Raw genomic sequence first — 26,804 nt, 5'->3', positions numbered from 1 at the left:
GGTAACGGCGGCAATCACGGCTCCGAGGCCGATGAGGCCGACGACAAGGGCGATGGCACCCATTGGGGGAATTCCTTCTCGCTATGGGGTTGGTTCGCGGAGTTGGCCTTGTGTCGGGTTGCCCGCCCCGAACGCAGTCAGCCATGACCGCCTACGCAAGCTCCCACCCAGGACGAGGTAGCAGCGAGGTGCTCTCTGCCCGTGGGTGGGGAGCTAGGCCTACTGCCCCTGATGCGGAGGCTGTTGGGCGTAGGGGTTGGGGTGCTGCGGGGACTGGCCTGGAGGCGTGGGGTAGCCCTGGTTGGGCGGGGTGTTGGGGTACGGCTGGTAGCTCGCCGGGGGCTGGGGCGGGTAGCCCGTGCCGTGCGGGGGCATTCCGCCGCCGTTCCCGGGGCCGCCGTTGCCGCGGTTACGGCGGCTGCGGATTACCGCGAAGACGATGGCGATGACGATGACGGCAGCTGCGATGCCGGCGATGAGGAGGATTCCGCCGGCGGAGGAGTCGTCCTTCTTATCCTTCGCCTGACTCGTGCTGTCGTTGCCCGCGGAGGCAGCGCCGGACTCTGTGGAGGTGGACGGCGACGCCTGGGCCAGGGGGCCCTCCTTGGGACCCTTGGGGATGTCCATCCTCAGAGCGGTACCTGGGCGGGCGATGCCGTAACCGAGTTGCTTGTCCGGGGCGGTCCTGCCCTTGTTGTTCAGGAAGGACGCCGACTTGACCAGGCGGTTGATGATCTGGCCTGCGGTTAGGTCGGGGTACTTGGAGCGGAGAAGGGCGACGATGGCTGAGACGTAGGCGGTGGAGCCAGAAGTTCCGTCTGCCACCGCATAACCACTTTTGGTGGTCGAGTCAGCCTGAGCGACTTCCACTCCGGGCGCCGCTACGGTCACGTTCCCGGTGTTCGATTTAGACCAAGGATTGAGGCCCTTGTCAACAGCAGAGACAGCCACAACTCCCGGGAGAGCGGCCGGGTAATTGACTGACCCTGCATCGTTGCCTGTACCCGATACAACTACAACATCGTGTGCTTGCGCATATTCGATCGCCTTAGCGGCTTTTGAGTTAGGATAGGCGGAAGAGTCATTAAACGACAGGTTAATGACTGACGCACCTTGGTCTACCGCATAGCGAACTCCGGCACCCCAATCCTTGGTGTATTTATCACCCTTGGTGGCACTCACACGCACTGGAAGAATCTTCGCCTTCGGCGCAAGACCTTTTACGCCAGCCGAACCGTTCGCTCCGTGTCCATGTCCAGCAATAAGGCTGGCCATGCCCGTGCCATGGCCATTCTCATCCTGATGGGGGTTGCCCTGGCCCGTGAAGTCCTTACCAGGCAAAACCTGTCCTGTCAGGTCTGGGAGACTGGCGTCCACGCCCGAGTCGACTACTGCAACAGTAACCCCCGCGCCTTGAGAGATCTTCCAGACCTTCTCAGCGCCGTAAACCGTCAAAGGCCACTGGGCGTCCCGGACTTGGTCGGCTGACGCAATCGGTGCCGAGGTGAGGAGCAAGGCTCCTGTCAATGCCACGACGCCTGTCGTGGACCAGACTCGCTTGAAACCCAACTCCCTGCTCCTCACTCAGCTGTGGCTGGGTACACCAGCCCTATACATGGGCAGACGAGACCTTTCCGTCCGGCCCGCTTGTGTGTTTACTCGATGGTCCGCGGTACGTTGCGGTTGCGGTCTTCATCCGAGATCCAGGTCTCTTCATCCTCGACCAGGTAGTCGGGACGGTCTCCCTGGTTGTTCTCTTTCTCGGACCGACGGCCCTTGCCGCCCACCCCGCCAGCTGCGCCAGCCTGCGTTCCGCCTCGGCTGCCGTGCAAGCCTGCACCGCCGCCAGTGCCCTTGCCGACTCCCTTGGCCGCACCGACCACACCGCCACGGGCCCTAGCGAGGGCTCCACGACCGCCGGCGCTGGCTCCGCCTCGGCCAGCCGCGCCGGCTCCGCCGCCGCCCATACCACCCATACCGGCTCGGCCTCCGGCACCGCGGCCTGCTGCCGCGCCGCCACCAGCCAGACCACTGCGACCACCCGTGGCGCCAATGCCGCCGCGTCCAGCAGCGCCGGCCGCGAGTCCCCCCTCGCCAGCAGCCAGGATGCCTGGGCTCTGAGCTCCACCGGTACCGAGGCTACCGAGGCCGCCGCCACCGACGCTGGGCCCGCCAACGCCTGTGCTGGGGCTAGGACTAGTCAAGCCGGGGGAGATACTGTCCACATTCGTCTTGGCTGTCGGAACCGTTGGAAGCTGCGAGCCTCCGGTGATGCCCGGGTCACGGGGAACCGTAGGTGTCGGCTTAATGCTCGACGTAGGCCCTGCGCTCCACGGCTTGGCGGTGCTGCTTCCGCTGCCTGGACCCGAACCGCCAGAAGACGGCATGGAAATAGGGGTAGGCATTGGCGTTTGGGGGTTCGGAGGCGCGAAGGGGTCCTGCTTGTGATCGTCAATCCCGCCAGGCGGCTTCGCGTAAACCTTGTAATTGACCCCCAACTGTTCCATGATTGCCACCCCCTTAAGCTGCTCTTCCTTGCCCTTCGACAATGAGTCCGCGTTCGCTTGGCGAGCGGCGTCCGTGCTCACACCCTTGTTGATGTCTGCCATCAGCTGCTCATCGCTGCGATTGTCGTCCGTGAGTTTGTCCCAGGCCCTGTCCCAACCGGACGGCTCATTGACGTCCCGCATCTTGGACATGGAGTTCCGCAGGTCGTTCTGGACGGCGTGCATGGTTTCGCCATAGTGGTTTGCCCACGCAGCGCCGTTCCGGATGTTCCCCATGATCTCGTTGGCCTTCTTGCGGAACGCCTCGGCCGCCTCGCCCTCCCAGTGCTCGAGGACGTTTTCCACGGCGGTCTGCATCATGCCCGCGACGCTGTCTTTCGCGGAAACCGAGTCCACGCCGCCGGTCTTGCCGTCGCCGTCGCCACCGGACAGGATGTTGTGGACCGACTTCCAGTGCTGGCTGACCTCGTAGATCCGGTTGGGGTCCGCGTCCAGGATCATGGAACGCAGCTCCGGAATGCCCATCTTCATGAAGTGCGTGTCGAGCTTGCTGCGATCCGGACCCCCCATACCACCGTCGGTGGTCGATTCGAGCTTCTTGTCGTGCTTGTCCTTGATCCGCTGCTTCTCTGCCTCTTGCTGGGCCTTGATTTGCTCAGGGCTTACGTAGTACTCGCCGCCGTACATCTTCGAACATCCCCTCCGTCAGTGACCGGTCGCTGAACCGCTTAGTTGGCCGCATCCGCGGGAGCCACACTTACTCCCTGCTTGTTCGCATGCTCCTGGTCGCTGTACTTGTCCCTGACCTTTGAGGCGCTTGTGCCGAAGTCGTCGATCAGCTTGTGCAGGTCCCTGATCATGTTCTCGATCTTGGTCTTCCCGTCCTGGTGCGCCGTGTGAAGCTCGTTGGACTCCAAGAACTTCATACTGCCAAACGCCGTGCTCGGGATGTCTGTCTCGTACTTGGCCTTGGTGTTGGCCTTGTCCATGTCTGAGAGAAGGCCGTTGAGCTTGCGGATGACTTCATCCAGCGCACTCAGATCAACCCGCATTCCGTTACTCATACCCCGTTGTCCTCTCCCCTGTTCTTCAAGTTGTCAGCACCACTCAGTGCCCAGCTCATCGCCCAGTCCGTCCAACCCGCCGACTACGCCAGTCCCGCACAGCCACCCCGCTCCCCGCAGCCACCAGCACCAACGCGAACCCCGTCCCCAGCACATAAATGGCTGTCCGGCGCTCCCGCTCCGCCTCGCTCTCCCCCATGGTCACAGCCATGGGAACAACCCCGCCAGACCCGGCTTTCACCGCCGGATCCGGGGTCGGCGAGGTACCCGGCGTCGAGTCGTCCGACAACGCAGCCACCGGATCAATTACCCCCCAGCCGATGTAGCGGTTCGGTCCCCGCCCCGGTCGCTGAGCCGTCTCCTCGATCCGCGTGGCGATCTGATCCGCCGACCAGCCCGAGTGCTTCTCCTTCAGCAGAGCCGCGACGCCCGCGACATACGGCGCCGCGAAGCTCGTACCGTCGGCCGTGCACTGGCCCTTCTTGGGGACCGTCGAGACCATGTCGACGCCTGGTGCCGCGACGTCCACGAAGTCGCCCGCCTGTGAGAAGTACGCGCGTTCGTCGTTGCGGTCGGAGGCTGCCACCGCCAGGACGCCCGGGTACGAGGCGGGGTAGGTGTTCGCGGACTTGCCGTCGGCTCCGTCGTTGCCGGCGGCCGCCACGATCAGGGCGCCCCTCTTCACGGCCGCCGCCACGCTGTCCCGGAGTCCCTGGTTGTCCTGCCTGTCCGCGGTGTCCGAGGAGATGTTGATGATCTTCGCGCCCGCGGCGGACGCGTCATGGATCGCCTGGGCCATGGTCCCCGAGTTGCCCTGCTTGTTCTCTCCGCCCGTGTAGCGGAAGGAGAGGATCTTGGCGTCCGGCGCGATGCCCTCGAAGCCCGTGCCCTTGATCGGGCGGGCAGCGATGATGCCCGCGACCCGGGTGCCGTGGCCCTCGATGTCCTTGTTCGGGGCGCCGTCGACGTACGTGTCGCCCTTGCCGGCCATGGCCCCGCTCAGCTGAGGGTTCGAGCTGTCGACGCCCGTGTCGATCACCGCGACCGTGACGCCCTTGCCCGTCGCCTGCCCCCACAGTTGGTCCAGGAGGACCCGCTGGAGCGACCAGGGCTTGGACTTGATGACGTCGCCGCCGAAGACGCATTCCGTGCTCGCCGCCAGGCCGAACTTCACGCCGCCCGAGGCGGGGCTGTCGGATGCGAATGCCGGCGGCGCCGACGCAACGCAGATCCCGGTTGCCGCAAGCACGCCAAAAACCCGCTGCAGTGCGCGGGTTCCACTGTTGCGGTCGTTGCGGCTACGCGAACGGGCTCTGCGGCCCTCCACGTTCAGGCCCCTCATGTCCAGGCCCCCAGGGCTTCCTCGACGTACCGGTGACGGACGTACCAATAAACGAATGTGAAGATTTGCGGGATTTGCTGTGTACGACCCCGAAGCAGAGCTCGGCCCAGCCGACACCGTGGCGTCGGCTGGGCCGATTCTCTTCATCTCATGCGCCTCGGGTCACCGGCTGGCTCAGCCCCAGGTTGCGGCGTTGCTCTTCTCGGTGGACTGGTAGCTCTCGGCGGCGCTCTGCAGCGCCGTGGAGATCTTCAGAAGGGTGTTGTGCAGGTCCTGAGCGGTCTTGTCCCACTCGGTCTGCTTGCGCTGGTAACCCTCCTGCGCCTCACCTTCCCAGGTGCTGGCGACACGCTTGACCGCGGCCTCGAGGTCATCGAGCTGCTGCTTGATGCGGCCTGCGGTCGTACGCACGTCGGTGGAGGCGTTGGTGATGGTTGCGTAATTGACGAGGATCGACATCGTCGTTCCCTTTCAGGAAGAGTCGTGGGAAGTCAGTGGAGATCGATGCAGATCAACCGGGGGTTGGTCCACATCGATCGAGATCGGAAGTGCCGTTGAGAACCCGGCTCGATCAGCCGAAGTCCGACATGATCTTGCTGATCTCGGAGTTCTGCTGCTCTTCCGACGCGGAGTAGTTGCTCCGCGTGGAGTCCACGGCTTCCTTGATGTCGTTGAGGATGTCGCTCATCTTCTTCGCGTCCTGGTTCCAGCGCTCCTGCAGCTGGTGGTAGGACGTGGCCGCCTGGCCCTTCCAGCCGCCCGCGATCTGCTCGATCACTCCGTTGAGGCGGCGGATCTCGCCCTGCAGCTGACCGTTCGCGGTGCTGATGTCACCGGAGAGCTTGGTGAGTTCGTCCTCTGTTACCCGGAACTGGCCGGCCATGTTGAACCTTCCCCCATGTCGTCGTTGATCCGGGAAACCTGCGATGGTGCCCGGAGAAGCTTCGCACCGTTGAGCGCTGCAAACACTCTATCGCCAGCCTGTCTCACATCCACAGGCAAGACCAATCAGTTACACGGCTCACACACTTGAGCGATCATCCTGTGATCAACAGGCAGTTGTGCGCTCAACTACACCTGCCCATCGCCCCGTTGGCGGGTCGCCGACTACAACCGCCGACCCACCGACCGGAGTTCTACGATCACTGGCTCTGTTCCTGCGACGCGCTGCCCGTGTCCAGCGTCGGGCCCTTGGGGATGAATTCCGCCCAAGTCTGCGGCACGAGCGCGAGGTTGGTGATGTCCTCGTACCCCAGCCGAGTGCGCGCCTTGTCCGTCTCGCTCGCATTCTGCGACGACCCGGTCGACGAGGACGAACCGGCACTGCTGCCCTTCGCCGCACTGTCGTTGTTCGACGGCAGCGAGTACCGCAGGCCTGTGTCCGTCAGCAGGTACTGCGCCCCGCCGCCGCCCGCCGCGCCGGAGAGCTCCTTGAAGAGAAGGCCAGAGCCGGACGAGACGTAGGCGCTCACCGAATTGGCGACGACCTTCTTGGGGTACGTCGTTCCGGCCCAGGCTGCGAGCTCCGGCTTCTTGTCCGCGCCGAAAGTGCCCTTGTAGACGCTGCAGGAAGTGGTGCGGGCCTGGCCGGTCGCCGTGGTTGCGGGGTTGGCCTGCCGCGGAACCTGCTGGGGCCAGTCCCTGCCGCCGTCGAAACGCTCCGGCTGGCCGCCGTTGGCGGTGATGATGTCGCGGCTGGGGAGCTGGACGGCGTCGTTGCTGCCGGTCGCGGCGTAGGGCGACTGCTTGAGCAGAGCGGCGACGAAGGGCGTGATCGAGGCGATCTTGTCCTGGAGCACGACGAAGTACTGCTCGCCCTGCGCATCCTGGGCCTTGAGTACCCGGCCCACTGTGCTCGCCGCGGCGGGGAGGCCCTTGAGTGAGGTCGGCCCACCCCCGCCGGTGACCGTCGGGAAGGTGATGACACCTCCGTTGTTGAGGGTGTTCAGCCACTCCTGGCTCACCGGCTGCGCATCGGCCCTACCGCCGATGACCGCGGAGCGCAGCTGCGCCATTTTGGTGTCGTCGAGACCCGGCCCGCCCAGCAGGAAGCGGTTCCCCTTGCCGTCGACCAGGAACTCCTGCGACGTCTTGCTGTCCTTGACGTACAGAGCCTTGCCGGAGTCGACCTTGCCGGGGCCGGCGAGCGTCTTGGCGTCGTCCGCATCCAGTACGAAGACCGCGCGGTCGATGTCTTTGTCCGATCCCGCGGCCGGCCGCTCGCACACCGCCCACGTCTTCGCCTTCTCCGCGTCGTCCTTGGAGGGCAGGCGGTCGGGGGCGTACGGGATACCGATCGTCGCGCCGTGCGGGATGTTGCTCTTGTCGATCTCGCTGCCGGAGACCTCCAGGACGCTGCCCTTGCCCTTGTCGAGGAGGAGCTTGGCGGAGGCGTAGTTGAGGACCGGATGAAGCGTCGCGACCTTCTTGCCGCTCGGCGTCTTGTCGTTGATGACGACGTAACGCGTCGTGGAGTCGCTGTCGACGATGATGTACTCGCCGGGCTTGTCCCAGCCCGCCGGTGCCGCCGGCTTGATCACGCCGTAGGCGATGAAGCCGATCACCAGGACGACGCCGAGCGCCAGACTGGGCGTCACCGTGCGCATGGGACGCGGTGCGCCTTCCTCCGAGCCGCCCGGCGACGGTGCCAGGAACGCCGCGACGGTGCGCTTGCGAGCGAAGTTGTAGGCGGCGAGCTCGTCCTGACGCTTGGCCATGGTCCCCGTTTCTCCCGTTTTGTACTGCCGCGTGTATGGCGCGACCGTGCTCGTCCATGCCCGACCGTGCCCGTGATGCTCGGTCGTGCTCGAATCATCCGAATTCGCCCGAATCACCAGTGCTCAAGGGGCACTTCAGTCGCGCAGGCACCTACTATGCCCTGCGCCACGGGACGACGGTTCACCAGGTGTTGGGCCGCCCCCGCATCTTCACAGAGCTTCACCACAGCGCTTCACCATGCGGGCCCGGTCCATGAAAGGCTGGCCACCTGGGGTTTCGGTGTCCCGTGTGTCGCCTGGTGTTTCGCAGCGGGTACCGTGAGCCGCCCACATGGATGTTGTGGGCCCAGTGAATGGATGTTGCGGGCCCGGCGAGCGGCCACATATTTCGCGAAAGGGATGTCCCGGGGGATGAGCAGCGCTACGAGCACTCGGCGCGGTCGCCGCGCACAGCAGCAACAGGGAGGGCCCGGCGACAGACGTCGTACATCGGCCGCTCCAGTCGCCCCCGCCGCCGCGTCGCCGCGCACGCTGCCCCGCCCCGGCGGTCTGGGTCCGGTGCGGTTGCAGCAGCTCATCCTGGTGGAGCTCGCGGCCGCGGTCATGCTGGCCGCCTGGGCCGCCGACACCTCCTGGCTGCTGGCCCCGGCCGGCGCCGTGGCGGTGCTGCTGCTTCTTCTGGCGGTTCTGCGCCGGGGTCGCCGGCCACTGCCCGAGTGGTACGAGACGACGCGCGCGATGCGGCAGCGCCGACGCGACGCCAAGCTGCCCGTACCGCCGGGGACCGATGCGATGCTCGCGCCGGTCGTGGAGTGCGACCCGGCCCTGCGGACGTACGGCTTCGTCTCCCGTGACAACCGCTCGATCGGCATGATCGGCGACGGGACGTTCCTGACCGCCGTCCTCTTCGTGCAGCCCGCCGACGAGCCGCTGCGACCCGCTGCGGCCCACCGGCAGCTGCCGCTGCGGCTGGTCCAGGACGCCCTGGAGGTCGACGGGATCCGGCTCGCCTCCGCGCAGGTCGTGCAGCACACGCAGCCGGCGCCCGCGCCGCATCTGCCCGCGCAGTCGCTCGCCGCGCGGTCGTACGGCCCCCTGCAGGCGCAGTCCGGTTCGCCCGCGCTCCGGCTCACCTGGGTCGCCCTCAAGCTCGACCCGGAGCTGTGCCCGGAGGCGGTGCAGGCGCGCGGGGACGGTGTTCCCGGGGCGCAGAAGGCGCTGCTGCGGGTGGCGGACCAGCTGTCCAGCAGGCTGGCAGGCGCCGGTTTCAAGGCGACCATCCTGGACGAGAACGAGCTGATGCAGGCGCTGGCGACGTCCAGCTGCCTGAACCCGCGCGCCAACGCGCAGCACGGCCAGGAGGGGCGGGCGCCCCAGCGCCGTACCGTCGAGGCGGTGAAGTCCTGGCGGGTCGACGACCGGTACCACGCGACGTACTGGGTCTCCCGCTGGCCGCAGTTGGGCAACGGCGGCGTGGCGCTGCCCGAGCTGGTCACGCGCCTGACCTCGCTGCCGGTGCTGGCCACGACGTTCAGCATGACCCTGAGCAAGGCCGGGAACCGAGGTGTCTCGCTCACCGGGCACATCCGGGTCACCGCCCGCGGCGACAGCGAACTCGGCCAGGTGGGACGGGAGTTGGAACGGGCCGCCGGTGCCGCGAAGGCCGGTCTGGTCCGTCTCGACCGGGAGCAGGTCCCCGGTGCTCTCGCCACTCTGCCGCTCGGAGGTACCTACTGATGTCCTATCCCCCGCAGACCATGCCTCCGGGACAGCAGGGCCACACCCCCGGCCGTACGACGCCGGCCCACGTGGCCTCGCCCACCGACACCGGCATGATCCCGATCATCCGGCAGCCGGAGACCCCGCAGCAGCAACGGCGCATCGTCAGCCCTGGGTTCGGGCTGCGCGGGCCGCGCCGCAACCGGCATGTCGTCACCGCCGACGAGCTCGCGGCGATCAGCATGCCGATCGGTGACGACGGCGTACTCATCGGCACCGACCCGGACGCGCAGCCGGCGGTGCTGGGTCTGTCGCGTCCGACCGCCTTCGACGTCGTCCTCGTGGGTGGTCTGTGGCTCGCCCAGGTGCTGGCGCTGCGCGCCGCCGCGACGGGCGCGCGCGTGGGCGTCGAGACCGGACGTCCTCAGGTCTGGCAGCAGTTGGCCCAGGCGGCGGGCGGCGGCCAGCAGTGCGTGACGGTCTATCCGGTGGGCCGGGTGCCCGCGCAGGGGCCGTCCGTGTCGAGTCCGGTGGTGCTGATCCGGGACTGCGGTGTGCGCCCGCCGCGCGGGCGGGTGACCTCCGTGCCGTGGCAGGCCGTGGTGACGGTCCTGCCGTACGTCAGCGAACATGCGCCGCGCTGGCTGGCTCAGGCGCAGCTGGTCGGCATCCAGCGCATCTCGCCTCAGGAGATCGAGGTCGTACGCGACACCCTGGGCGTCCCGAACGAGCATCTGCAGCACCTGCCGGCGCTGCACGAAGGTGCCGCCCTGTGGTGCACCCGCAAGCACCACAAGTTCGTGATGACCGAACCCACCGATGCGGAGACGGGCCTGCTCGGCGTGGCCCGACGGATGGACTGACGCGTCGTCGTCACCCGGGGAAGGGTGCGAACGGTACGAACCGGCCGCACCCGTGAGGCTGTTGAGTTCGCACCCATGGGGGCTTTTCCGTCCCGCCATGCGAGTGATTAGGCTTCTGGTGGTGCGGTGACGATCGCAGTCGCGTGGGACTCGCCACTCGGTCCGCCCGACCGCGACGACGACCAGCTCAGCAGCAGTGGCTGACCAGGAGGCAAGCAGTGAACAGGGATCGGTCCGAGTACAACGGCGGCAGCCCTTCCTCGGACGGGGACGATCACGAGGTGGATCTCACCGGCGAGTTCGAGATCGTCTACGAGCCGCCCGCCTGGTATGCCCAAAGCACGCAGGGTGGCTCCCCGTCCGGCGGCCAGCAGGACGGCGGGCGGACATCTCCGCCGCCGCCGAGCGGGCCGCCCATCGGAGCACCCACGGGGCCCCCGGGCGTCACACCGCAGCGTCCCGCGCCACCCGCCCCCGCCCCGGCACAGCCGCCCGCCCAGGCCGCACCTCAGCAGCCCGTACAACCTGCCCAGCCCTCGCAGCCCGCTCCGGCTCAGGGCACGGGTGGCTACGGATTCCCGCCGCAGCAGTCCGCGCCGGGCACCGCCCCCGCGGCGACGCCAGGTGGGTACGGCTACCCCCAGCAGACGGGCGCCGGTGCACCGCCCCAGACCGGCCAGGACACCTCGGGCGGCTTCGGAGCACCGCAGCAGCAGGCGCCCACCGCGCCGCCTGCCGCGCCCCAGCAGCAGCCGCCCGCCGTGCCCCAGCCGCCGGCGCCTGCCGCGCCGGCGGCCGCCGCGCCCGGTTTCCCCGTGCTGCACCCCGTCGACGAGGACGCGCAGAGCGGCCCGGCCCAGACCGCCACCCCGGCGGCGGGCGTACCGGCGGCGGCCGCCCCCGAGCAGCCGGAGGCCGAACTGAACCATGCGGCCGCCGACGCCGAGGCGGCCCGCCTGTTCGGCGGCGACGACGACGTCGAGTCGGAGGAGACGCACGGCGACGAGCCGGAGCAGGGTGACCCCGCCGCGTCCACGTCCGGTGCCGACGAGTCGGCGCCCGAGGCGGACACCCCCGCACCGCCGACGGCAGAAGCAGAGCCGGAGGCCGAGGCGGCCGCAGCGCCCGCAGCTCCCCCGCCCCCGCCCGTTGCTCAGCCGCAGCCTCAGCAGGCGCAGCCGCAGGCCCCGACTGCGCCCCAGGCCGCACCGGGGCTTCCCCCGCTGCCGCAGGGCTTCGCACCCGCACACCCCGGCCAGGCAGCGCCGCAGCCGGACCCGCAGGCCGCGGCCGGTTACGGCTACCCCCAGGCACCTGCCCAGCCGCAGCCGGGCCAGCCGGCCCACCAGACGCCGCCGCAGGGCACGTTCGGCCCGGCCCAGCCGCAGCCCGGATACCCGGCGCAGGGCGGACAGCCCGCACCGGCCGACCCGCGCCAGGCCCAGCCGCGGCAGCCCCAGCCGCAGGCCCCCGGATACGGCTACCCGCAGCAGCCCGCACCGCCGCAGGCCCAGCCCGGTCAGCCGCAGCCCGCCGGTTACGGCTACCCGCCGCAGCCCGAGCAGGCCGGTTACGGCTACCCGCCCCAGCAGCCGGGCTACGGCTATCCGCAGCAGCCCGCACCGCAGCAGCAGCCTCCGGCCCAGCCCCCGCAGCAGCAGGCGCCGCAGCCGCCGCCCCAGCAGCAGCAACCCGGTGCGTACGGCAACCAGGGCTGGACCGCCCCGCCCGGCCCGCAGGCCGGCCCCGGTGCGCCCCAGCAGCAAGCCGCGCCGGGGACCCCGCTCGGCTACAACGCCGCCGTGGAGCTCTCCTCCGACCGGCTGCTGCGCAACCAGCCGAAGGCCCGCAAGAACAACCAGGCCCCCTCGCGCTTCAAGCTCGGCGCCAAGAAGGAGGCGGCGGAGCGGGAGCGGAAGCTCGGTCTGATCCGTACTCCGGTGATGTCCTGCTACCGGATCGCGGTGATCAGCCTCAAGGGCGGCGTCGGCAAGACCACGACGACCATGTCGCTCGGCGCCACGCTCGCCACCGAGCGCCAGGACAAGATCCTTGCGATCGACGCCAACCCGGACGCCGGAACCCTCGGCCGACGAGTGCGGCGCGAGACTGGCGCCACCATCCGCGACCTCGTCCAGGCGATCCCGCAGCTGCACAGCTACATGGACATCCGCCGCTTCACCTCGCAGGCGCCCTCGGGTCTCGAGATCATCGCCAACGACGTGGACCCGGCGGTCTCCACCACCTTCAACGACCAGGACTACCGCAGTGCGCTCGACGTGCTGGGCCGGCAGTACCCGATCATCCTCACCGACTCGGGTACCGGTCTGCTCTACAGCGCGATGCGCGGAGTCCTCGACCTCGCCGACCAGCTGATCATCATCTCCACCCCCTCGGTGGACGGTGCGAGCAGCGCCTCGACCACGCTCGACTGGCTGTCGGCGAACGGCTTCGCCGACCTCGTGCAGCGGTCGGTCACCGTGATCTCCGGTGTCCGCGAGACGGGCAAGATGATCAAGGTGGAGGACATCGTCGCGCACTTCGAGACCCGCTGCCGCGGTGTCGTCGTGATCCCCTTCGACGAACACCTCGCGGCGGGCGCCGAGGTGGACCTCGAGATGATGCGGCCCAAGACCCGCGAGGCCTACTTCGATCTCGCGGCCCTCATCGCCGAGGACTTCGCCCGTACCCAGCAGGGCTTCGGCAACCCGAACATGCAGTACCCGCAGCAGCCCCAGCAGGGATACGCGCCCCCGCCGCAGGATCCCCAGCAGCAGCTCTACGGCCAGCCCGGCGGCACCCCGCAGCCGGGGCAGGGCTGGGGGCAGCCCCCGCAACAGCCGGGCCCGGGGCAGGGCTGGCAGCAGCAGCCGCCCCAGGACCCGCAGCAGGGGCAGCCGCCGCAGCAGGGTGTCGTACCGCCCGGCTGGACCCAGCAGCAGTAGTTCGGCAACAGCGAAGGGCGGCCGGTGCTCTCAGCACCGGCCGCCCTTCGGCGTCGTAGGAACGAATCCGGGAACGGCTATTCGGCGGTCGTCACCAGCTCGCGGCACCGCTTCACGTCCTCGGCCATCTGCTCCAGCAGGGCCTCCAGGGAGTCGAACTTCGCCTGGCCGCGGACGTAGGCCAGGAAGTCGACGGCCACGTGCAGGCCGTACAGGTCGAGGCCCACGCGGTCGATGGCGTACGCCTCCACCGTGCGCTCGGTGCCGTCGAACTGCGGGTTCGTGCCGACGGAGATCGCGGCGGGCATGACCTCGCCCTGGGCGTGCAGCCAGCCGGCGTAGACGCCGTCGGCCGGGATCGCGGTGTGCGGCAGTGTCTCGACGTTGGCGGTCGGGAAGCCCAGCTCACGGCCGCGCTGAGCGCCTCGTACGACGACGCCCTCGACGCGGTGCGGGCGGCCCAGGATCTCGGCGGCGCCCTCGACGTCCCCCTCGGCGACCAGGCGCCGCGTGAGCGTGGACGAGAACGGCTCGCCGCCTCCCGCCTCACCGCGCACATACAGGTCGACGATCTCGACCTCGAAGTCGTAGACCTTGCCCTGCTCTACGAGGAATTCGACGTTCCCCGCGGCCTTGTGGCCGAAGCGGAAGTTCGGGCCCTCGACGACCGCCTTGGCGTGCAGCTTGTCGACCAGGACCTTGACGACGAAGTCGGCCGGCGACAGCTTCGAGAACTCCGTCGTGAAGGGGAGGATCAGAAGCGCGTCCACGCCGAGGTCCGCCATGAGTTCGGCGCGGCGGTGGTGCGGGGCCAGCAGCGGCGGGTGGCTGCCGGGGCGGACGACCTCGCTGGGGTGCGGGTCGAAGGTGACGACCACTGAGGGGACGCCCAGCTCGCGGGCTCGGTCCACCGCATGCCGGATGATCAGCTGGTGACCGCGGTGGACTCCGTCGTAGGAGCCGATGGTGACGACGCTGCGCCCCCAGTCCTCGGGGATGTCCTCCAAGCCACGCCAGCGCTGCACTGTGACCGCTCCTCGAACCCGTGTCCGTGTCTACCGACCTCTTACGCAGGTCTAAGGGTGCCATGCCGGGGCCGTGCGGCCCGCATCGGTATGGGGGCTGTGACCCGATGCACGCTCATCGCTCCGCGGGTACGCGGGCGATGGGTGGTCGTTTGACTGCGGCACCGTCGGGGCTGGTGGTGCCCCGCGGCGGAGCCGCACACCGATACAGCCCCGCGCCCCTTTGGGGCGCGGCCCCCGCCAGGTTCTCGATCATCCGGCGGGCGCCGGGACCCACCACGGCCGCCCAGGTCTGTGGGTCCTCGGTCAGCCAGCCGGCCATGCGGGCGGCGAAGCCTGGGACCTGCCGGCCGAGGTCGACCAGACCGCGGTCGAAGCGGGCCGCGCCGTCCGGGGTGCGGACCAGGAGCAGTCCGGTGCGGTGCACGAGCTCGCGCACGTCGTCGCCGCAGCGCCGGGCCGCTGCGTGCAGCAGGGCGTCCAGGACGGCGGGGGCCTGTTCGTGGGTCAGGAGGAAGTCGAGGAGTTCGCGGCGCAGGAGGCGGGAGGCGGGGGTGCCGGGAGCGGCGAGTACGGCGGCGAGCGCGGCCCGCACCTCCTCCGGGCCGCCGGCGAGGAGACCGGTGACCAGGGGGAAGAGCACGGCCCGCGCCTCCGGTCCCTGGTCGAGCCGCAGGTCGACGTACGCGGCCACGTCGACGGCGGTCTCCGGGCGCCGCTCCACCGCCTCCCGCACGAGCACGGCGACCCTTCGGGCCAGCGGGGGCGTGGTCACGTCGGCGAGCGTGCGCAGCGCCTGACCGGCGTCCGGCCCGCGCAGACGCTCGCGGAAGGCGTCGAGGACCGGTTCCGGGTGTGTGGTCAGGGCGGCGACCAGTGCGCTCGGGGGGAAGTGCGGGTCGCCGGACGCGAACTGCCGCAGCGCCTGCGGGAGATGGCGGGCACGCGTGCGTGGATCGCGTACGAGGAGGGCGAGCGCGCCGCCGTGCAGGGTGCAGTCGGCGGGGCGGGCGAGGAGGGCGAGGGCGGCGTAGCGGAGGAGTTCGCGGTCGGCGTCGGTACGGACGTGGGGCGCCGCGCGCAGGCCGTACGCCACCGCCGCCACCCGTCGCGCGGGCCGCTCGTCGTGCGCCCACCGGTCGACGGCCCGGCAGATGGTCGACGGCTCGTCCTCCGCGAGTACGGCGAGCAACTCGTCCGCCCTTGGGTGTGCACTCTCGACCAGTACCTCGGTCAGGTCGTCCAGAGCCAGGTGCCGGTGGGTGTGCAGCAGCGCCTGCGCCGCCTCGGCGACGGTCGCGTGCGGGGTCGCGGGAAGCGGGCGGTCGTCGTCGAACCAGCGGGTGAGGAGGGGTTGTACGGCGGTGGGGTCGGCGGCGAGGAGCTGGGAGACGGCGTCCAGGTAACGGGGGCCGGTGTCCTGCGGCGGGCCGTCTGCGAGGAGCAGGTGGCGCAGCAGGTCCAGGCGTTCGGTCTGCGGGAGCGGCAGGGCGGTCCAGAAGCCGGGGGCGAAGGGACCCGTGGCGGCGGAGGTCGGACGGGAATCGTTCTTGGTTTCCCGGGAGTTGGGACAGTCCTGTCGGCGTGCCGCCACGAGCCGGTCGGCGAGCCGTCGCAGAACGGCCAGGTACGGGGTGGCGTCCGGTACGCGCAGCAGGGTCTCGGTGAGGAGGCGGGCGGGCCACCAGGAGTGCGGGTCCGCATCCAGGACGTTGGCCAGTTCCTCCATTCTTACGGCGAGTTGGGCAGTCCCCTCCTGACGGGCCAGGAGCAGCAGGGCCTCTACGACGGGGCCGATGCGGTGGTGCGGTACGGGAAGGGTGCGGGTGCCGCCGTCCGCGGTGGGGCTGTGGTGGACCAGGGTGCGCAGGGCCTCGTCGAGGTCGAGGTGCATGCCGTGGAGCCAGTCGGCGAGTTCCTCGTGGGCGAAGCGGTAGCCGCTGCCGGCGGGGAGGAGCAGGCCTTCGGTGAGGACTGCGGAGGCCCAGCCGGTGCCGCCGCCCAGCCTCGCGGGGGCCGCTCCCCACGGGAACACCGCCTCGAACGTCTTCCGGTCCAGCTCGCCCTGTCCGGGGCCGAGGCTGCGGCGGGCGGCCTCGTGGACCTGGCCGGAGACCTTTGCGGCGAGGCGGCGTACGGCGGTGCCGCGCAGGCCGGTCTCGGCGGACAGTCTGACGGCGATGCGCAGGCACATCAGGTCGAGGTGGGCCGCGAGGACGTCGTTGCGGTCCACGTGGGCGTGGGGGGCGTCCTGGAGGGCCGCGTGGACCTCTGAGAGGAGGCGGAGGGTGAGGGGGTGGCGGGCGTCGGGGGCTTGGAGGGTGCCCTCGGGGATGCGGTATCGCGCGCGGGCTCTGCGGGCCTCGTCCTCCGTGAGGTCGCCGAGGCGCACGCAGGGGATGTCGCCCCCGCCGCCCCTACCCGTCCCGTCCCTGGGGGCTGCCGCCCCCAGACCCCCGCTATCGGCCTGAACGGCCTCGTCCTCAAACGCCGGACGGGCTGAAAAGATCAAGCCCCGGCCGAACAGGGCCGAAAAGACCTCCCAGTACTCCGCCCTGCACGCCACGATCAGCCGCGTCCCCGTCTCCCGCAGCCATTCCTCCGTCCCCTCGATCCACTCCCGCAGGCGGTGGGTCAGGGCGGGCGGCATTTCTTCCGGGCCGTCCAGGAGGAGGAGCAGGGGGCGGTCTGCCGCACGGGCGGCCTGGGCGAGGCGGTTGGGGCCGGTGTCGCCGAGGGCGGCGGCGCAGGTGGACCTCGCCGCCGCAACGATGCGGGCGGCGCGGGCCAGTGCGCGGCCGGCCGCGTCCGCCACCGAGGGGTCGTCGTCCCTCAGGTCGGCGCCACGCAGCCACAGGGTCGGGGCCGGTTCGGAGCCGCGGTTGCGGCGGGCGGCGAGGGACGCGAGTTCCGTCGTACGGCCGCTGCCCGGTGGTCCGACCAGGCCGAGGACGGCGGCCGGGCCCCGCACGAACGCGGCCAACTCCCTTGCCGTCTCCGCCCGTTCGACGGGCTCGACGCCCGCCCGGCCGACGTGGCCCTCCAGCGTCCCCGGCGGGCCGTCCTGCCCCACCGACGTCGCCGTCAGCTCCAGCACCCCGGCCAGGTTGAGGTCGGCCCCGTACGCGGGCACCGTAGCCGCGTTCCGGTCGAGCAGGTCGGCCAGCGGACCGATGGACAGGTCGGATGAGGATCCCGGGGGGTCCCCCCGCTCGAGCGAAGCCGAGAGTGGGGCAGCAACCGACCACGACGGCGCCGCAGAAGATCGACGGCCCGTCGCGGCGAGATCAGCGGAGCGCCGCCGCAGCGGGACCGCGAAGCCGGCGTCGCGGTGGCCGGACTGGAGTGCGGTGCCGAGGACGGCGACGACGGCGCCGGTTTCGGCGTCCAGGACCGGTCCCCCGGCCGCCCCGCCGCCCAGCCGCAGGGCGTCCCGGCCGGTCGTGCCGATCGCCAACTCCAGGGCCTCGTCGAGGAGATGGAAGCGGTCCGTCGCCGCGTACGTCACGGAGGTCGCACCGAGCACACGCGCCTCGCGCCAGCAGCCGGCGGCGAGGCGGACGTATCTGCCGGTCTCGACCCGGTCCCGGACCGTGACCGGCAGCGGGTCGACGCCGAGGCCCTCGGTGCGTACGAGGGCCAGGTCCAGGTCGGGCAGCGGGGTCACCGCGTCCGCGGTCACCAGGCAGGTGCGGTCGTCGGCGGTGTGCAGGACGAGCCTGGGCAGTCCGTCGACGGCCTCGTGGCTGGTGATGACGGTGCCGTGGTGGTCGGCCACGAAGCCGGTGCCGCGGGGGCGGCCGGCGAGGTCGTGGATGCGGACCAGGGCGGCGTCCCGGGCGGTCGGTTCCCCGTCCGGGGTGCGTCCGGTTCGCGTATCCTCCGCCGACCGGTGTCCGCCCCCGGTCCGCGGGCCCCGTCCCGCCATGTTCGAGCCTCCCCGCCGTACACCTGTGCCCTCAGTTCGACGTTAGGGCCGCGATGATCAGCGGGACAGATCACTTGGCGAACGCGCCCCCTTCCGCTCCCTCGGTTCACTCCGAGCGCCTGCCCGGACGGGTGAATAGGCGGGGGTCCGTGGATACACCCTAGGGGTGGGGGAACCGAGGGGGGACCGTGGAGCGGCGGGCACAACCCCGTGACCGCCGCTCCACGGGCAGGCATCTCGTGGCAGCCCTGAGCTGGTCGGGCGAGTAACGCTGCGGTTCCGGGAGCGCCCCAAAGGGGCGCGGGGAACTGCGCGACAAGCCACGACGGCGCCGCAGACCGACGGCACATCGCGGCCCCGCGGCGGAGCCGCACATCGGCACACCCAGCGGAGCGCCTAGCCGAAGACGGCCAGGCTCTTCGCCTTGCCCTTCTGTTCCTCGACGAGCGCGAGGAACTGCCCCTCGGGGTCGAAGACGGCCACCGGGCCGCCGCCCGCGTACACCTCGGGCATCTCCAGCCGTACGCCGTTGGTGAGCAGCCGGGCCCGCTTGGCGTCCACGTCCCAGCGCGGGAACGCGGCCGTGGCCGCCTCGGCGATCGGCATCACCGTCAGCTCCTTCTGGAGCTCGTCCAGCGTCTTCGCCGAGTCCAGCTTGTACGGGCCGACGCGGGTGCGGCGCAGGGCGGTGAGATGGCCGCCCACGCCCAGGTCGGCGCCCAGGTCGCGGGCCAGGGCCCGGATGTAGGTCCCGGAGGAGCAGACGACGGAGACCACCAGGTCCAGCACCGGGGTGCCGTCCTCGGCGACCGCGTCCCGGACGTCGTACACCGCGAAGGACGAGACGGTGACGGGCCGGGCGGGGATCTCGAACTCCTCGCCCTCCCGCGCCCGCTTGTAGGAGCGCACACCGTCGATCTTGATGGCGCTCACCTTCGACGGCACCTGCATGATGTTGCCGGTGAGCTTGGCGATCCCGGCGTCGACGGCCTCGCGGGTGACCTTCGAGGCGTCTGCCGACCCCGTGATCTCGCCCTCTGCGTCGTCGGTCAGGGTCGTCTGCCCGAGGCGGATCGTCCCCAGGTACTCCTTCTCGGTCAGTGCGAGGTGACCGAGCAGCTTGGTGGCCTTCTCGACGCCGAGGACGAGCACGCCCGTCGCCATGGGGTCGAGGGTTCCGGCGTGCCCGACGCGTCGGGTGCGGGCGATGCCGCGCATCTTGGCGACCACGTCGTGCGAGGTGAAGCCCGACGGCTTGTCCACGATGACAAGCCCGTCGGGCGTCCGGTTCTTCTGGGTCATTCGGCGGTGTCGTCCTCGTCTTCACCCGGCTTCTTGTACGGGTCCGCCTCGCCGGCGTAGGTGGCGCCGGCCGAGACCTCGCGCACCTTCTCGTCGGACTGGCGGGCCTTGTCGAGGAGGTCCTCGATGGTCCGGGCGGTGTCCGGCAGGGCGTCCGCGACGAAGGTCAGCGTCGGCGTGAACTTCACGCCCGCCGCCGCACCGACCGCGGAGCGGAGCACGCCCTTGGCGCTCTCCAGACCGGCGGCCGCGGCCGCCCGCTCCTCGTCGTCCCCGTACACCGTGTAGAAGACGGTCGCCTCCCTCAGGTCCCCGGTGACCCGGGTGTCCGTGATGGTGACGTGCGAGCCGAGCCGCGGGTCCTTGATCCCGCGCTGCAGCTTCTGGGCCACCACCTCTCGGATGAGGTCCGCCAGCCTCTTGGCACGCGCGTTGTCGGCCACTGGTCCGTCTCCTTAAGTGCTTACTTCTTGCGTCAGTCTTCGTCGCTGTGGAGCCTGCGTCGAACCGAGAGCAGTTCCACCTCGGGCCGCCCGGCGACCAGCCGCTCGCAGCGGTCCAGTACGTCGGAGAGGTGTCCCGTGTCCCCGGAAACCATCGCGAGCCCGATCTCGGCCCTGCGATGGAGGTTCTGGTTGCCCGTCTCCGCCACGCTCACCGCGTACTTGCGCTGGAGCTCGGCCACTATCGGACGGACGAGAGAGCGTTTCTCCTTGAGCGAGTGGACGTCGCCGAGGAGCAGGTCGAAGGACAGAGTCCCCACATACATGTGTGTCCGGATGTCCCGCCGGTTCGGGGTACGGGCGCCACGCTTCGACGCCGATACGGGAACCGTACACGCAACGGCCGGGGCCGATCGACGGAATTCCCTGGAGGGAACTGCCCCGCCGACCGGCCCCGATCGCGTGCTGGATCAGACGCGCGGCTTCTCGCGCATCTCGTACGTCGCGATGACGTCGTCGACCTTGATGTCGTTGAAGTTGCCGAGGTTGATACCGCCCTCGAACCCTTCGCGGATCTCGGTGACGTCGTCCTTGAAGCGACGCAGACCCTCGATGTTGAGGTTCTCCGCGATGACCTTGCCGTCGCGGACCAGGCGCGCCTTGGTGTTGCGCTTGACCTCGCCGGAACGGATGAGCACACCCGCGATGTTGCCCAGCTTGGACGACTTGAAGACCTCGCGGATCTCCGCCGTACCGAGCTCGACCTCCTCGAACTCCGGCTTGAGCATGCCCTTGAGGGCCGCCTCGATCTCCTCGATCGCCTGGTAGATGACCGAGTAGTAGCGGACGTCCACGCCCTCGCGCTCGGCCATCTGCGCCGCGCGGCCTGCCGCACGGACGTTGAAGCCGATCACGATGGCGTCCGAGCCCATCGCCAGGTCGATGTCCGACTCCGTGACCGCACCGACGCCGCGGTGCAGGACGCGGATGTCGACCTCTTCGCCGACGTCCAGCTGGAGCAGGGACGACTCGAGCGCCTCGACGGAACCAGAAGCGTCACCCTTGATGATGAGGTTGAGCTGCTGGACCTCGCCGGCCTTGAGCACCTTGTCCAGGTCCTCGAGGGAGACACGGCGCGTGCGCTTGGCGAACGCGGCGTTGCGCTCACGGGCGGCGCGCTTCTCGGCGATCTGACGGGCCGTACGGTCCTCGTCCACCACCAGGAAGTTGTCGCCCGCACCCGGGACGTTGGTCAGGCCCAGGACCTGGACCGGCGTCGACGGACCCGCCTCGGCGACGTTGTTGCCGTTGTCGTCGAGCATGGCGCGGACTCGGCCGTAGGCGTCGCCCACGACCATCGTGTCGCCGACCCGCAGGGTGCCTCGCTGGACGAGGACCGTCGAGACGGCACCACGGCCGCGGTCGAGGCGGGACTCGATCGAGATGCCCTGCGCGTCCTGGTTCGGGTTGGCCCGCAGGTCGAGCGAGGCGTCCGCGGTGAGAACCACGGCCTCCAGCAGGGAGTCGATGTGCAGACCCTGCTTGGCGGAGATGTCGACGAACATCGTGTCGCCGCCGTACTCCTCGGCCACCAGCCCGTACTCGGTGAGCTGACCGCGCACCTTGGTCGGGTCGGCGCCCTCGACGTCGATCTTGTTGACCGCGACGACGATCGGCACGTCGGCCGCCTTGGCGTGGTTGAGCGCCTCGACCGTCTGCGGCATGACGCCGTCGTTGGCCGCGACGACCAGGATCGCGATGTCCGTCGACCGGGCACCACGGGCACGCATGGCGGTGAACGCCTCGTGACCCGGGGTGTCGATGAAGGTGATCGCGCGGTCCTCGTCGTTGACCTGGGTCGAGACCTGGTAGGCACCGATGTGCTGGGTGATGCCGCCGGCCTCGCCCGCGATGACGTTCGTCTTGCGGATGGCGTCGAGGAGTCGGGTCTTACCGTGGTCGACGTGACCCATGACGGTCACGACCGGCGGACGGACGACCAGGTCCTCTTCGCCGCCCTCGTCCTCGCCGAACTCGATGTCGAAGGACTCGAGCAGCTCGCGGTCCTCCTCCTCGGGGCTGACGATCTGAACCGCGTAGTTCATCTCGCCCGCGAGGAGCTGCAGCGTCTCGTCGGAGACGGACTGCGTGGCCGTGACCATCTCGCCCAGGTTCATCATGACCGCGACGAGCGACGCCGGGTTGGCGTTGATCTTCTCCGCGAAGTCGGTGAGGGAGGCACCGCGCGACAGGCGAATGGTCTCGCCGTTGCCGCGAGGCAGCATCACGCCGCCGACCGACGGGGCCTGCATGGCCTCGTACTCCTGGCGCCTCTGCCGCTTCGACTTGCGACCGCGACGCGCGGGACCGCCGGGACGGCCGAAGGCGCCCTGCGTGCCGCCACGACCGCCCGGACCACCGGGACGACCGCCGAAGCCGGGACGGCCACCGCCGCCGCCACCGGGACCACCGGGACGGCCGGCGAAACCGCCGCCACCGCCACCGGGACCCGCGGGACGACCGGCGAAACCGCCACCGCCGCCACCGGGACGACCGGCGAAACCGCCGCCACCGCCACCGGGACGACCGCCGCCACCGCCACCGGGGCGACCGCCGCCGCCGGGACCGCGGCCGCCGGGGCCACCGCCACCGGGACGCGGGCCGGCAGCAGGACGCTGCGGCATCATGCCGGGGTTCGGACGCGGGCCGCCGGGACCGCCGCCGGGACGGGGACCGCCGCCCTGCGGACGGGGCATGCCGCCCGGGGTCGGACGCGCGCCGCCCGGAGCCTGCGGACGGGGACCGCCCGCAGCACCCTGGGGACGAGGACCGCCCTGACCCTGCGGACGCGGGGCACCACCGGGCCGCTCACCGGGGCCACCCGGGCCGCCCGGACGCGGGGCACCACCCGGACGGGGCGCCTGGGGGCGCGCCATGCCGGTGGAGCCACCGGAGGTGAAGGGGTTGTTGCCCGGACGGGGACCGGCCGGACGGGCACCGGGACGCGGAGCACCGCCACCCTGGCGCGGGGCGCCGCCGGGACGGTCGCCGCGGTCACCACGACCCTGGCCGCCCTGACCGGGGCCGCCGGGACGGGCGCCCGGACGCGGGGCCTGGCCTGCCGGACGCGGAGCGCCCGGACGCGGGCCGGAGCCCTGGCCCTGGGAGGCAGCCGGGGCGGCGGGAGCCGCCGGAGGCGCCGTGAACTCGGGCGTGGTCGGAGCCGGGGACGCCGGGGCGGGCCGCGGCGCGGGCTTCGGGCCCGGGGTGGGACGGGGGCCGGGAGCAGCCGGTGCGGCGGGAGCCGCGGGCTTCTCGGCGGCGGCCGGCTTGGGGGCCGGCGGGCGCGGGGCGGCCGGACGGGCTGCCTGCGCCGGAGAGGGGGCTGCCGGCTTCGCCGGGGCAGCCTTGCGTGCGGGGGCGGACTTGCCGCCTCCGCTGCCCTGCTGGAGGGCGTCCGTCAGCTTACGGACGACGGGCGCTTCGATGGTCGAAGACGCCGAACGGACGAATTCACCGAGTTCTTGGAGCTTGGCCATGACGACCTTGCTCTCAACCCCGAACTCCTTGGCGAGTTCGTATACCCGGACCTTAGCCACTTCGCTCCTTTTAGGTCCGGGTTGCGTCCGGACCGTCGCTACTTCATGGGCGTACTCATCGCGTGCTCATCGAGTGCTCATCGCAATCTCGACCTACTTCCAACTCGCGGGGTACCAGGGCCGCACGGGGGTTCCGTGCGACCTCGTCTTACGGTGTTGCCTGCTCGACATAGAGGCGCAACGCCTTTGTGTCGAGCGCTCCCGGGGCGCGCAGCGCCCGCGTGAACGCCCGGCGGCGTACCGCCAGGTCGAGACAGACCAGGGCGGGGTGCACATACGCACCCCGGCCGGGCAGCGTACCGCGATGATCGGGGACACATTCACCCTCGACCGCCACGATGCGCAGCAGATCCTTCTTGGCCGCTCGCTGCCTGCACCCCACACAGGTGCGCTCAGGGCATGCGCGGGCACGCGTCCGGCCAGACACCCTTAAGTCTACCTCCCCGTGGCGACCTCACCCCTTTGGGGCAAGAATCGAACAGTTCCGCGCATACAACTGTCGTGATCTAAGCCATACGCGGCTTGGATCTATTCCCCGCGCTGCTCTGCGCGCTGGTCCTCGGCCTGTTCGGTGTCCGGACGGATGTCGATCCGCCAGCCGGTCAGCCGGGCCGCGAGGCGGGCGTTCTGGCCTTCCTTGCCGATCGCCAGCGACAGCTGGTAGTCCGGCACCGTCACGCGCGCGGAACGGGCGGCGAGGTCCACGACCTCCACCTTGGAGACCCGCGCGGGCGACAGCGCGTTCGCGACCATCTCGGCCGGGTCGTCCGACCAGTCGACGATGTCGATCTTCTCGCCGTTCAGTTCGCCCATGACATTGCGCACACGCCCGCCCATGGGGCCGATGCAGGCGCCCTTGGCGTTCAGGCCCGAACGGGTGGAGCGTACGGCGATCTTGGTGCGGTGACCGGCCTCACGGGCGATCGCGGCGATCTCCACGGACCCGTCGGCGATCTCCGGCACCTCCAGCGCGAAGAGCTTCTTCACCAGGTTCGGGTGCGTGCGCGAGAGGGTCACGGACGGGCCGCGGACGCCCTTCGCCACTCGTACGACGTACGACCGCAGCCGCATGCCGTGCGGGTACGTCTCGCCCGGCACCTGCTCCTGCACCGGCAGGATGGCCTCGAGCTTGCCGATGTCCACGAGCACGTTCTTCGGGTCGCGGCCCTGCTGGACCACGCCGGTGACGATGTCGCCCTCACGGCCGGCGTACTCGCCGAGCGTCGCGTCGTCCTCGGCGTCGCGCAGCCGCTGCAGGATGACCTGCTTGGCGGTGGTGGCGGCGATACGGCCGAAGCCGGACGGGGTGTCGTCGAACTCGCGGGGCTCCTGGCCCTCCTCGAGGTCCTCGGGATCCTCCTTCGCCCACACCGTCACGTGGCCGGTCTCCCGGTTGAGCTCCACGCGCGCGTGGCGGCGGCTTCCCTCGGTTCGGTGGTAGGCGATGAGGAGGGCCGACTCGATCGCCTCGACCAGCAGGGGGAAGGAGATCTCCTTCTCCCGTACCAAGCCCCGCAGGGCACTCATGTCGATGTCCACGGCTACGCCTCCTCTTCCTTCTCGTTCTTGTCCTTGCGGTTGAACTCGACCTGCACGCGCGCCTTGTCGACGTCCGGATAGGCGAGTCTGCGGGCGGTGGGCCTGCGGCCCTTGACTCCGGGCACTTCGAGGTCGAGGCCTTCGTCGTCGGCCTTGAGGATCCTGGCGACCAGCTCGTCACCGTCGGTCAGCTGGAACTTCACCAGCCGGCCCGTGGCACGCACGTAGTGCCGGTGTTCCTTGAGGGGGCGCTCCGCGCCCGGGGTTCCGACCTCGAGGGTGTACTCGCCCTCGCCCATCGCGTCCGTCTCGTCGAGCTTCGCCGAGAGCGCGCGGCTCACATCGGCGATCTGGTCCAGATCGGCACCGGTGTCGGAGTCGACGACCACGCGGAGCACCCGCTTGCGTCCGACGGAGTCCACTGCGATCTCTTCGAGATCCAGGCCCTGGGAGCTGACGAGCGGTTCCAGGAGCTCTCGCAGCCTCTCGCTCTGGGTGGTGCTCATCCGGGTGACTCCTCGGCCGCGTGTGCTGTTGTGGGTTGGGTCGCGTGTCTGGTCAAAGGGTATCCGGTCGCCAGGGGTGTTGCCGTCCACTGAGGCGCCGGGGCGCCCAATGGCTCGGGAGCTGTGGTGGGTGAGCGGGTGCGGGCCGGTCGTGGCTCGTCGCGCCCACGCGGCGGTAGCCGCATATCGACACGGCCCCGCGCCCCTTGGGCCGGCTGCCGAGCCGGTGGCGTGAGTCGGGGGGAGGCGCGGGTACCGTGATCAGCGGCGGGTCGGACTTCCCGTCCATGCGTTCGTACGAAGCCCCCGAGGACGTCAGCCGTGTCGTACCCCCCACCCTTGCGCACCCCCTCGGGGCCGCGCAGAAGATCCGTTCTTGCTTCGGCTGCCGGGGCCGCCCTGTTGGTGGGCTGCTCCGGTGGGGAGTCCGAGGAGAGTGCCGGTGGCAGTCCTTCGGTCGTGGAGAAGGCGCGTGCGCTTGCGGCCAGGGAGAGTGTGGGGCTGGTCGGGCGGTACGACGCCGTGATCGCTGCGCATCCTGCTGTCGCGGAGCAGCTGGGGGCGTTGCGGGCCGAGGTCGTGCGGCATGCGGAGGCGTTCGGGGGGACGGTCGGGAAGGCCTCCCCCGCGGCGCCGGACCCGGCGTCGCCGTCCGCCGCCGTGGCCCCGAACGAGAAGGACGCCCTCACCGAACTGGCCGCCGCCGAGCGGGCTCTGGCCGACCGGCGGCTCACGGCGCTCCTCGACGTGCCGGGGGAGCTGGCACGGCTGCTGGCCTCGGTGGCGGCGGCCGGGGCGGCGCATGCGTATCTGCTGACGGAGGGTGCCAGGTGAGCCGGGAGAAGGAGCTGAAGGCCCTGCAGGCGGCGCTGGCCGCCGAGCATGCGGCCGTGTACGGCTACGGGGTGGTCGGCGGGCAGATCCGCGCCGGACGGCGTACGGAGGCCCGGGCGGCGTACGACGCGCACCGGGCCCGGCGGGACGCGCTCACCCGCGAGGTACGGGACCTGGGCGGTACGCCGGTGGCCGCGGCGGCGGGGTACGCACTGCCGTTCCCGGTGCCGGACTCGGCCGCGGCCGTGCGGCTCGCCACCGAACTGGAGGACCGGGTGGCCGGCGTCTACTCGGACCTGGTGCGCGCGACCGGGGGCGAGCGGCGGCGCATGGCTGCCGGGGCGCTGCGGGAGGCGGCGGTGCGGGCGGTGCGCTGGAGCGGCGAGAGCGTAGCCTTCCCTGGGCTCGCCGAGCGGGCGGCCACCGCCCCGGCCTCGCCGGCACCCACGGCGTGACCCGTACTGGAAGGGA

The 26,804-nt window shown here is 70.6% G+C and carries 21 protein-coding genes; 5 read left to right on the top strand and 16 right to left on the bottom strand.

What is annotated here, in order from left to right; translation table 11 throughout:
• Nucleotides 1-219: 219 nt before the first annotated feature.
• The 7 genes from EDD92_RS33920 to eccB form a co-directional block, all read right to left on the bottom strand.
• Nucleotides 220-1,533 (bottom strand): S8 family serine peptidase, encoded by a 1,314-nt coding sequence (locus tag EDD92_RS33920; RefSeq protein ID WP_260327356.1) that lies wholly within the window; start codon nucleotides 1,531-1,533, stop codon nucleotides 220-222.
• A 122-nt stretch (nucleotides 1,534-1,655) separates the two neighbouring features.
• Entirely contained in the window at nucleotides 1,656-3,194 is a 1,539-nt protein-coding gene (locus EDD92_RS33915; protein ID WP_123967827.1) for a hypothetical protein, read from the bottom strand.
• A gap of 41 nt (nucleotides 3,195-3,235) precedes the next feature.
• Nucleotides 3,236-3,571 (bottom strand): hypothetical protein, encoded by a 336-nt coding sequence (locus EDD92_RS33910; protein ID WP_123967826.1) that lies wholly within the window; start codon nucleotides 3,569-3,571, stop codon nucleotides 3,236-3,238.
• A 55-nt stretch (nucleotides 3,572-3,626) separates the two neighbouring features.
• Nucleotides 3,627-4,745: a type VII secretion-associated serine protease mycosin gene (mycP, locus tag EDD92_RS33905; RefSeq protein ID WP_260326922.1), complete on the bottom strand. Its 1,119-nt coding sequence runs from the start codon at nucleotides 4,743-4,745 to the stop codon at nucleotides 3,627-3,629.
• A 342-nt stretch (nucleotides 4,746-5,087) separates the two neighbouring features.
• On the bottom strand, nucleotides 5,088-5,372 hold the full coding sequence (locus tag EDD92_RS33900) for a WXG100 family type VII secretion target (protein WP_123967824.1): 285 nt from the start codon (nucleotides 5,370-5,372) through the stop codon (nucleotides 5,088-5,090).
• A gap of 112 nt (nucleotides 5,373-5,484) precedes the next feature.
• Nucleotides 5,485-5,796, bottom strand: coding sequence for a WXG100 family type VII secretion target (locus tag EDD92_RS33895; RefSeq protein ID WP_030944974.1), 312 nt, complete (start codon nucleotides 5,794-5,796; stop codon nucleotides 5,485-5,487).
• A gap of 259 nt (nucleotides 5,797-6,055) precedes the next feature.
• The gene (gene eccB, locus EDD92_RS33890) at nucleotides 6,056-7,630 is read right to left on the bottom strand and encodes a type VII secretion protein EccB (RefSeq protein WP_123967823.1); all 1,575 of its coding nucleotides are present in this window, start codon (nucleotides 7,628-7,630) and stop codon (nucleotides 6,056-6,058) included.
• Nucleotides 7,631-8,041: 411 nt separating this feature from the next.
• On the opposite strand from eccB, the gene eccE reads away from it, so the two are divergent.
• From eccE to EDD92_RS33875, 3 genes are all read left to right on the top strand, one after another.
• Nucleotides 8,042-9,367 (top strand): type VII secretion protein EccE, encoded by a 1,326-nt coding sequence (gene eccE, locus EDD92_RS33885; protein ID WP_185124211.1) that lies wholly within the window; start codon nucleotides 8,042-8,044, stop codon nucleotides 9,365-9,367.
• Nucleotides 9,367-10,212, top strand: a complete 846-nt coding sequence (locus EDD92_RS33880; RefSeq protein WP_099931667.1) for a hypothetical protein — start codon at nucleotides 9,367-9,369, stop codon at nucleotides 10,210-10,212. The genes eccE and EDD92_RS33880 overlap by 1 nt, the downstream gene beginning before the upstream one ends.
• Before the next feature lie 218 nt (nucleotides 10,213-10,430).
• Nucleotides 10,431-13,157, top strand: a complete 2,727-nt coding sequence (locus EDD92_RS33875; protein ID WP_123967822.1) for an SCO5717 family growth-regulating ATPase — start codon at nucleotides 10,431-10,433, stop codon at nucleotides 13,155-13,157.
• A 77-nt stretch (nucleotides 13,158-13,234) separates the two neighbouring features.
• On the opposite strand, the gene EDD92_RS33870 is transcribed toward EDD92_RS33875, so the two are convergent.
• The 9 genes from EDD92_RS33870 to rimP form a co-directional block, all read right to left on the bottom strand.
• Nucleotides 13,235-14,182: a bifunctional riboflavin kinase/FAD synthetase gene (locus EDD92_RS33870; RefSeq protein WP_123967821.1), complete on the bottom strand. Its 948-nt coding sequence runs from the start codon at nucleotides 14,180-14,182 to the stop codon at nucleotides 13,235-13,237.
• A 115-nt stretch (nucleotides 14,183-14,297) separates the two neighbouring features.
• Complete coding sequence (locus EDD92_RS33865) at nucleotides 14,298-18,110, bottom strand: serine protease (protein ID WP_260326919.1); 3,813 nt, start codon at nucleotides 18,108-18,110, stop codon at nucleotides 14,298-14,300.
• 396 nt (nucleotides 18,111-18,506) lie between these two features.
• Nucleotides 18,507-19,412 (bottom strand): tRNA pseudouridine(55) synthase TruB, encoded by a 906-nt coding sequence (gene truB, locus EDD92_RS33860; protein WP_123967820.1) that lies wholly within the window; start codon nucleotides 19,410-19,412, stop codon nucleotides 18,507-18,509.
• A complete protein-coding gene (gene rbfA, locus EDD92_RS33855; protein WP_099931662.1) occupies nucleotides 19,409-19,855 on the bottom strand; it encodes a 30S ribosome-binding factor RbfA in 447 nt (148 codons plus the stop codon). The genes truB and rbfA overlap by 4 nt, the downstream gene beginning before the upstream one ends.
• A 32-nt stretch (nucleotides 19,856-19,887) precedes the next feature.
• A complete protein-coding gene (locus EDD92_RS33850; protein ID WP_030944944.1) occupies nucleotides 19,888-20,181 on the bottom strand; it encodes a DUF503 domain-containing protein in 294 nt (97 codons plus the stop codon).
• A gap of 144 nt (nucleotides 20,182-20,325) precedes the next feature.
• The gene (infB, locus tag EDD92_RS33845) at nucleotides 20,326-23,454 is read right to left on the bottom strand and encodes a translation initiation factor IF-2 (RefSeq protein ID WP_123967819.1); all 3,129 of its coding nucleotides are present in this window, start codon (nucleotides 23,452-23,454) and stop codon (nucleotides 20,326-20,328) included.
• Nucleotides 23,455-23,602: 148 nt separating this feature from the next.
• Nucleotides 23,603-23,881, bottom strand: coding sequence for a YlxR family protein (locus EDD92_RS33840; protein ID WP_185124210.1), 279 nt, complete (start codon nucleotides 23,879-23,881; stop codon nucleotides 23,603-23,605).
• Between the two features lie 101 nt (nucleotides 23,882-23,982).
• Nucleotides 23,983-24,993, bottom strand: a complete 1,011-nt coding sequence (nusA, locus tag EDD92_RS33835) for a transcription termination factor NusA (RefSeq protein ID WP_123967818.1) — start codon at nucleotides 24,991-24,993, stop codon at nucleotides 23,983-23,985.
• A gap of 2 nt (nucleotides 24,994-24,995) precedes the next feature.
• Nucleotides 24,996-25,499 carry a ribosome maturation factor RimP gene (gene rimP / locus EDD92_RS33830; protein ID WP_123967817.1) on the bottom strand — a complete coding sequence of 168 codons (504 nt, stop codon included), beginning with the start codon at nucleotides 25,497-25,499 and terminating at the stop codon, nucleotides 24,996-24,998.
• A gap of 321 nt (nucleotides 25,500-25,820) precedes the next feature.
• On the opposite strand from rimP, the gene EDD92_RS33820 reads away from it, so the two are divergent.
• Together EDD92_RS33820 and EDD92_RS33815 are read left to right on the top strand one after the other, a co-directional pair.
• Nucleotides 25,821-26,333, top strand: coding sequence for a hypothetical protein (locus tag EDD92_RS33820; protein ID WP_123967816.1), 513 nt, complete (start codon nucleotides 25,821-25,823; stop codon nucleotides 26,331-26,333).
• On the top strand, nucleotides 26,330-26,788 hold the full coding sequence (locus EDD92_RS33815; protein ID WP_123967815.1) for a ferritin-like domain-containing protein: 459 nt from the start codon (nucleotides 26,330-26,332) through the stop codon (nucleotides 26,786-26,788). Before EDD92_RS33820 ends, EDD92_RS33815 begins: the two co-directional genes overlap by 4 nt.
• The last annotated feature ends 16 nt before the right edge of the window (nucleotides 26,789-26,804 follow it).

The organism is Streptomyces sp. TLI_185, from assembly GCF_003814765.1.
In the GTDB taxonomy this organism is placed as follows: domain Bacteria; phylum Actinomycetota; class Actinomycetes; order Streptomycetales; family Streptomycetaceae; genus Streptomyces.
The sequence above is the reverse complement of the archived record's forward strand: the minus strand, read 5'-3'. Positions and strand labels throughout refer to the sequence as shown.

What these genes read in the sequence shown, in the direction of transcription:
- EDD92_RS33915 (WP_123967827.1), bottom strand. Translation starts at nt 3,194, where the DNA reads ATGTACGGCGGCGAGTACTACGTAAGCCCTGAGCAAATCAAGGCCCAG.
- EDD92_RS33910 (WP_123967826.1), bottom strand. Translation starts at nt 3,571, where the DNA reads ATGAGTAACGGAATGCGGGTTGATCTGAGTGCGCTGGATGAAGTCATC.
- EDD92_RS33900 (WP_123967824.1), bottom strand. Translation starts at nt 5,372, where the DNA reads ATGTCGATCCTCGTCAATTACGCAACCATCACCAACGCCTCCACCGAC.
- EDD92_RS33895 (WP_030944974.1), bottom strand. Translation starts at nt 5,796, where the DNA reads ATGGCCGGCCAGTTCCGGGTAACAGAGGACGAACTCACCAAGCTCTCC.
- eccB (WP_123967823.1), bottom strand. Translation starts at nt 7,630, where the DNA reads ATGGCCAAGCGTCAGGACGAGCTCGCCGCCTACAACTTCGCTCGCAAG.
- eccE (WP_185124211.1), top strand. Translation starts at nt 8,042, where the DNA reads ATGAGCAGCGCTACGAGCACTCGGCGCGGTCGCCGCGCACAGCAGCAA.
- EDD92_RS33880 (WP_099931667.1), top strand. Translation starts at nt 9,367, where the DNA reads ATGTCCTATCCCCCGCAGACCATGCCTCCGGGACAGCAGGGCCACACC.
- EDD92_RS33865 (WP_260326919.1), bottom strand. Translation starts at nt 18,110, where the DNA reads ATGGCGGGACGGGGCCCGCGGACCGGGGGCGGACACCGGTCGGCGGAG.
- truB (WP_123967820.1), bottom strand. Translation starts at nt 19,412, where the DNA reads ATGACCCAGAAGAACCGGACGCCCGACGGGCTTGTCATCGTGGACAAG.
- EDD92_RS33850 (WP_030944944.1), bottom strand. Translation starts at nt 20,181, where the DNA reads ATGTATGTGGGGACTCTGTCCTTCGACCTGCTCCTCGGCGACGTCCAC.
- rimP (WP_123967817.1), bottom strand. Translation starts at nt 25,499, where the DNA reads ATGAGCACCACCCAGAGCGAGAGGCTGCGAGAGCTCCTGGAACCGCTC.